General features: G+C 62.4%; 11 protein-coding genes. 2 read left to right on the forward strand and 9 right to left on the reverse strand.

Translation table 11 applies throughout. The features are described 5' to 3' along the window. The 8 genes from EOA28_RS23540 to EOA28_RS40955 form a co-directional block, all read right to left on the reverse strand. A partial coding sequence (locus EOA28_RS23540; protein ID WP_245501582.1) for a peptidoglycan-binding domain-containing protein occupies positions 1-560 on the reverse strand: 560 nt, incomplete at its 3' end. A 363-nt stretch (positions 561-923) separates the two neighbouring features. Then, on the reverse strand, positions 924-1208 hold the full coding sequence (locus tag EOA28_RS23545) for a DUF982 domain-containing protein (protein ID WP_127251805.1): 285 nt from the start codon (positions 1206-1208) through the stop codon (positions 924-926). A 28-nt stretch (positions 1209-1236) separates the two neighbouring features. Beyond that, the gene (locus tag EOA28_RS23550) at positions 1237-1539 is read right to left on the reverse strand and encodes a DUF982 domain-containing protein (protein WP_126078067.1); all 303 of its coding nucleotides are present in this window, start codon (positions 1537-1539) and stop codon (positions 1237-1239) included. Positions 1540-1738: 199 nt separating this feature from the next. After that, positions 1739-1966: a hypothetical protein gene (locus tag EOA28_RS23555; RefSeq protein WP_127251804.1), complete on the reverse strand. Its 228-nt coding sequence runs from the start codon at positions 1964-1966 to the stop codon at positions 1739-1741. Between the two features lie 144 nt (positions 1967-2110). Continuing rightward, on the reverse strand, positions 2111-2311 hold the full coding sequence (locus EOA28_RS23560; RefSeq protein WP_127251803.1) for a hypothetical protein: 201 nt from the start codon (positions 2309-2311) through the stop codon (positions 2111-2113). An 86-nt stretch (positions 2312-2397) separates the two neighbouring features. Next, entirely contained in the window at positions 2398-2601 is a 204-nt protein-coding gene (locus EOA28_RS23565) for a hypothetical protein (protein WP_189342151.1), read from the reverse strand. A gap of 175 nt (positions 2602-2776) precedes the next feature. After that, positions 2777-4117: a phospholipase D-like domain-containing protein gene (locus tag EOA28_RS23570; protein WP_127251802.1), complete on the reverse strand. Its 1341-nt coding sequence runs from the start codon at positions 4115-4117 to the stop codon at positions 2777-2779. Between the two features lie 52 nt (positions 4118-4169). Then, a complete protein-coding gene (locus EOA28_RS40955; RefSeq protein ID WP_281059313.1) occupies positions 4170-4292 on the reverse strand; it encodes a hypothetical protein in 123 nt (40 codons plus the stop codon). Positions 4293-4308: 16 nt separating this feature from the next. Between EOA28_RS40955 and EOA28_RS23575 the strand changes: the two genes are divergently transcribed. Together EOA28_RS23575 and EOA28_RS23580 are read left to right on the forward strand one after the other, a co-directional pair. Beyond that, a complete protein-coding gene (locus tag EOA28_RS23575) occupies positions 4309-4590 on the forward strand; it encodes a DUF768 domain-containing protein (RefSeq protein WP_127251801.1) in 282 nt (93 codons plus the stop codon). A gap of 11 nt (positions 4591-4601) precedes the next feature. Further along, the gene (locus tag EOA28_RS23580; RefSeq protein ID WP_245484140.1) at positions 4602-4925 is read left to right on the forward strand and encodes a hypothetical protein; all 324 of its coding nucleotides are present in this window, start codon (positions 4602-4604) and stop codon (positions 4923-4925) included. A gap of 75 nt (positions 4926-5000) precedes the next feature. Here the strand turns inward: EOA28_RS23580 and EOA28_RS23585 are convergent, their stop codons facing one another. Next, positions 5001-5201, reverse strand: a complete 201-nt coding sequence (locus tag EOA28_RS23585; protein ID WP_127251800.1) for a hypothetical protein — start codon at positions 5199-5201, stop codon at positions 5001-5003. Between the last annotated feature and the right edge of the window lie 252 nt (positions 5202-5453).

A 5453-nucleotide genomic window follows, 5' to 3' on the forward strand; every position in this document is an offset into this window, starting at 1 on the left:
GCCTTGTCGACCTCGACGCTGGCTATCTGTGAAGGTGGATCGCCGCGGCCGACATCGGGCACCACCAGGGCTGTGCCGGCCTTGCTGAACCCGGCTTTGGGATTGAGCATCCTCAGCAATTCTTCGCTGACATGAAACCGTTCCGCCAGCTTCTCCCGCGCGTTGCGATAACCCAGGCGCTTGAGATGCGCCATGCTCTCCATGCGGGCCGGGATACGCCTGGTGAAGGGGCCGCGCACATCCTTCGCGGTGGTCTCATAAGTTGCCAGCACCGGACCGGCGAAGGTCGCCGCGAGCTTGTCCCACGTCTCCCGCGTGAGCTTGCCGTCGGAGGGCAATTCGTTCGCTGCCTGGAAGGCCGCGAGCGCCTTGGTTAAGTTCTGCGACGCGCGGCCGTCGATCAGGCCGGGCGAGAAGCGGGCGCGATCCAGAAGCACCTGCGCCTTGAGCAGCATGGGGCTGACGCCTTTGGGCTCGCCTTCGCTGAATTGCGCTTGATTGACGGCGCCGGGCTCCAGCCTCCCTGCCTGCGCGACGCCGCACGCGAGCAAGAGCGCCACCCAGACGACAACAAGGAACCTGACCATCGACGTCACTCCACCGCGACAAGGACCTGTCTCTATGACGCGGCACGTCCGATCTGGTTCCTGTCGCGGGCAGCGCGCGAAGGTCATCGTGAATGTGCGCTTTCCCGCATATACGTTTGAATTTTAAGCTGGAAAGCAGTTCCCATGAACGCGCATTGGTGGCATTATCGCATAAGGGCCTATGCATTGACCGATTAAATGGCCCCCAGTCCTGGTAACCGGCGGCTCCCCAACGCCCCCCGCCCATGCCGTCGGTTGCCTCCATTTCGGGATCAACTATCCAAGCTGGCTTCTTGTCGGAGGAAGGAGGCGGCGTTGCCCGCCGCCTCGGTCACATCAGACATGCTTCGGCCGCGCACTTCCCAGAATGGGGGGAATGGCGCCATCCTCGATGAGGATGTCCTTCTTGCGCGGGAAGGCGACGAAAACGCCCCTCGCTGTTTCCGCATCGACATCCCCGGCGAGGGCTGCCCTGCAGGCACGGATGGCCGCTTTTTGCTCGGGGCTGTTACCACACCAGTCGATGGCGAACTGATAGGCGTCCACGACGGTGTTCAACTGACGCGGAAATCCCAGTCCTACCCAGACGCGGATTGGTTTTTCGAACGGTTTGGCGAACATCGCAAAACTCCCTCGATCCGCAGCGATGCTAGGCGGTCAGCCCGCCGCCCTTGCGGCCTTGGCCGACCATCCAGGGCAAGGTGGTGCTCACGTCTTCATGGATTCTGGCGGATTTTGCGAAACCGCAAAATGCCTCTCTGGCGGCCGTCAGCGGAAAACCGCTGTCGAAGGCCCTCTGGCAAGCGCGCAGCGCCGTTTCATAGATCGGCCCGCGCCGGTTCTTCGGCCATTCATAGAGGAATTCCAGGGCGTCCTCGAGGCACGCGATCTCCTGGACAAGGCTGTTTCCGCTCTTGACGAAAACAGGGCTGTCGAACATCCGATCGTTCATAAGATCCTCCAAGTCGAACGAACAATTTGAGTTTGATAGGGGCGGGGACCGCGGCGGTCTGCGCCCGGCTTCGATATGGGTTTATGGGTTTGAAGCGTCAAGGACCTGGCGGATGCTCTCATGCCCCATTTCTCAGGCCCGATGTTCGGCGCGCCGAGCAGTCGATCAGCCGGCATCCGTGCCGCCGGCGGCGGCCTTCTCACCGACTGGAATTGAGCTTTTGGATACGTCCCTGGTCCAGCCGGAAAACGCCATCCGTGCCGCCTTGCTGCTCGAAGTCTGTTTGAAGCTCATCCCACGTGCCGAGATATTCGCCGCACTCGGCGCAGTGGATCGGCGTTGCGGGTTGGGCATCGGCTGGAATGTTCAAACGGATGACGCCGCAAAACGGGCATTCCAGTTTGTGGTCCAGATACTGGGTGGTCATGACCGTTCAGCATCGCGCAAACGGCATGCCCGTGCAAGCCGGCGGACTTCGACGAGCCGCTGGCGGCACCGCCTGCGAAACCGCAAGCCGCGAAGCGCCTTCACGGTCGCGCAAGCCGGTAGAACATGCGCCGCATTCCGCCGGTCACATACGACCTGAAGCGGACGCCTGAACACGCGCCCTTATGATCCGGGCTTCTCGCAAAAGCGACGGCCGGTCGCGCCCGACGGCCTTTATCAACCTCCTGGCTTGAGCATCGGAGATGCCGGTTTTTTGCTTCAGCAGAATGACGAGCTGCTTGTCGTCAATTCGCCCATGAGAACTGCCTTCACCGGGTTCAGTCATGTCGAGGATCCTCCTTGCAACCGAACTGGAAAAACCGTCGAAAGTTTCATCGCGGCCCTGCTTTGCCTGGCCGCTCCGCTGGGGCGTTATCTGCCCAGCGGTCTTCGCGACAGCTCAGCCAGCTCCCGCTCGTCGGTGATCCCCGCCATGTAGTTCGCGATGATGCGCAAGGCCCGCCGCTCGCGCTGCTCCTCGGTTTCGTCGGCGCCGGCGCTGAGTTCAAGGACGCGGCCAAGGAAGGTCACCTCGTCCGGCAGGAATGCGCCTTTCGACAGTCTCGTAATCGGCATTGTCTCCTCCTCCGTGCCCCAGACCAAAGGATGCCCGACCGGCGGACATGCTCGTGACACAACGGCCGCCGACCGGGCCTGCCAACCCCAAAGTTTTGGCACGACCATCCTGCATGTTTGTTGATGATCCGCTCTAACCCAGGTGAATCGTAGCGCGAAACTCTTCGTGTCGAACCTAAAGCTGCGTGTGCAGCTTGCTCGCAAGCCAATCGGTGACTTTCTCGGTCAGCGGACGCGCCTGCCACTCCGCCAGGGTGATCTGCCTCGACCGTTTCAGGTCCTCGTTGAACAAGTCGATCTGCGTCTGCGCAAAATCGCTGCCGTAGACATTGAGGCTGGCTTCGTCATTCAGGCGCAACGAGCGCTCGTCCAGGTTGGTGGAACCGAAGCTTGCCCAGACGTCATCGACGATGAGCAGTTTGGGATGATACATCGTCGGCTGAAACTCGTAGATGCGCACGCCCGCTTCGAGCAGTTCTCCCCAGAAGTGGCGCGAGCCTTTTCGCACGATGGGCACATCGGTCAGCGAATTGGGCACGATGACGTCGACGGCCACGCCTCGTTTCCTGGCGTCGAGTATCTGCTGCAGCGCGATTTCGTCCGGCACGAAGTAGGCCATGCCGATGCGCAGGTGATCCTTGGCCGCGGCGATCGCGGCCAGCATCATCAGCTCCATATCCTCGGAGCCGTTCGGTTGCGATGACAGGACCAGCTGGGCGCTAAGCGCGCCTGCGGGTTCGGGTGGCGGATAGAACTTCTCTCCTTGCAATGTTTCGCCCGCGGTCTCCAGCCAGTTCTCGGCGAAGGCCGCCTGGAACGCGCCCACCGAAGGCCCCTCAATCCGATAATGAGTGTCACGCCACTCGTTCGGATTGCGCGCATCGCCCAGCCAGTTGTCCGCGATGCCGACCCCGCCAGTGAACGCGACCCGCCCGTCCACGATGAGCAGTTTGCGGTGGGTCCGGTTGTTCACTCGGTCAAGCGTATACCAGTAGACAGGCCGGTAGCGCTGGAACCGCACCCCAGCGCCCGTCATGATGTGGATCAGGTTCTCGTCGAAGGGCAGGGAGCCAAGCCAGTCGACCAGCACTCGGACCTCGACGCCTTCGCGGGCTTTCGCGGCCAAGGCCGTGGCGAACTGATAGCCGACCGAGCCCGACCAATAAATGTAGGTCTCCATGTCGATGCTGGATCGGGCTACGCCGATCGCTTGCAGCATCGCAGGAAAAATCTCGTCGCCGTTGACGAGGGTTTGCACGGCGTTCTGCCCGGAGATCTGCCCTTGCGAATAGCTGCTCATGCTTTGCACGAATTGCGGATCCGCCGCGTCGAAGCGGTGCGGAACGATCGTGCGGATGACACGCGGCTCCGGGGTCAGGTTTACCGCGGCCAGCGTGACGACGGCAGCGGCGACCGCTACGGCGACATATTTGACGATGTCGAGCCAATAGCCGGCATTGCGCCCGGCAGCGAGTGTCTTGCTGGCCAGTAGCGCTCTAAAGCCCTGAGCCTTCACGTCTTTCGCCTGCGATCAGTTTATCCCAACAGCAAGAATGTTCGACCGTGATTCAGGTTCCCGGCTGGGCCTGCGCGGGCTCCGACCGGCGCTTCGTCAGCCGATCCCCGGCCCGCCGCTCACCATCGAGCGCGCGCTGCATCCTTTGCGACCAATCGGCGTTGAAGAAGATCATTCAAGGATGGTCTTGCATGGATATCAAGCTGGAACAGCCCGTAGCCGAAGCCTCGCCGGAGGCCGACATGCTCGTGAACAAAACGGCGCATTTCGTGGAGGAATGGATCAATGAGCATAAGGCCGAACCTCGGGTCGCGATGCCGGCCGAGATAGTCGCCGCCGAATTGGCCGACCAATGTATCGCCGACGCCGAAAGCCAAGGCATAGAGCCTGACGAGATCGACGAGGAAGTGGGCGACCTCAAGGAATATATCGCCGAGACCGTGCTGGAGGAGCAACGCGACGGCAGCGGATGATCATGGATCGATTGCGCCTGCGCCGCCCGCCGCTGGAAACGGAGAGACGAATGCCGAAATTCCGCTTTGAGTTTCTCGAAGCCGCGGCGCAGCCGCCGATCCACGTCGAGATGGAAAATCTCGAAACGGCGAAAGCCGAGGCTAAGCGGGCTGCGAAGGAAGCCATGCTCGACGGCATTGCCGCCGGGTCGGACCCGACATCCTGGGTGACCAAGATCTACGACGAGGCAGGCTACCTGGTGACGACCATCGAATTCCAGGATCTGGTGTCGGAACCCCAGCGGCCCGGTCAGGCGGACGAGGCCGGCGAGCCCGGCGTGATGCGCTCAGGTTGAGGCTTGATCCCACGCCGGCGGAACCGCTCGCATCGCCATCCTGGCCACGGCGATTTGCGCCAGGCCGTCACGAGCCTAGTCGTCGCCCTTGTAGGTTTTGGCGGCTTCCTCGATCTTGCGCCAATCATTGCCATAGCGCCGCACAAGTTCCCGCGCCTGCGCGGGTGACAGTCCCTGCGTCTCGACGACGTGCTTCACCTCCGTCTCTTCGCCCTTCAGCGGGCGCGAGCGCGGCCGTCTGGAGTGTCTGGCCGTCTCTCCATTTCGTCTCGGCATGGATGCCCCTCTCTCGGATCGGTATCAACCGCCGAGCCGAAGGAAGGTTTCCTGAGGCCGTGCGTCAGCCCGGGCCGATGCACAGGCCTCGCCGGCAGGGGTGAGCCGCACCAAGCGTCGCGCTCGAAGAGCTGCAACACCGAGCTGCTCCGCCACGCGTGAGGTCGAATTCGTAGGCGGCCTGCGCGCCGGGCACCCGGCCCGGCGCAGGCTTCGATCCGCCACGTGCGTTCGTTAGGTAACGGTCAGGCC

The organism is Mesorhizobium sp. M2A.F.Ca.ET.067.02.1.1, from assembly GCF_004023285.1.
Taxonomy (GTDB): domain Bacteria; phylum Pseudomonadota; class Alphaproteobacteria; order Rhizobiales; family Rhizobiaceae; genus Mesorhizobium.

Excerpts from the sequence above, each read along its gene's own strand:
- EOA28_RS23545 (WP_127251805.1), bottom strand. The coding sequence starts at position 1,208 with ATGTTCGCCAAACCGTTCGAAAAACCAATCCGCGTCTGGGTAGGACTG.
- EOA28_RS23550 (WP_126078067.1), bottom strand. The coding sequence starts at position 1,539 with ATGAACGATCGGATGTTCGACAGCCCTGTTTTCGTCAAGAGCGGAAAC.
- EOA28_RS23555 (WP_127251804.1), bottom strand. The coding sequence starts at position 1,966 with ATGACCACCCAGTATCTGGACCACAAACTGGAATGCCCGTTTTGCGGC.
- EOA28_RS23560 (WP_127251803.1), bottom strand. The coding sequence starts at position 2,311 with ATGACTGAACCCGGTGAAGGCAGTTCTCATGGGCGAATTGACGACAAG.
- EOA28_RS23565 (WP_189342151.1), bottom strand. The coding sequence starts at position 2,601 with ATGCCGATTACGAGACTGTCGAAAGGCGCATTCCTGCCGGACGAGGTG.
- EOA28_RS40955 (WP_281059313.1), bottom strand. The coding sequence starts at position 4,292 with ATGATCTTCTTCAACGCCGATTGGTCGCAAAGGATGCAGCGCGCGCTC.
- EOA28_RS23575 (WP_127251801.1), top strand. The coding sequence starts at position 4,309 with ATGGATATCAAGCTGGAACAGCCCGTAGCCGAAGCCTCGCCGGAGGCC.
- EOA28_RS23585 (WP_127251800.1), bottom strand. The coding sequence starts at position 5,201 with ATGCCGAGACGAAATGGAGAGACGGCCAGACACTCCAGACGGCCGCGC.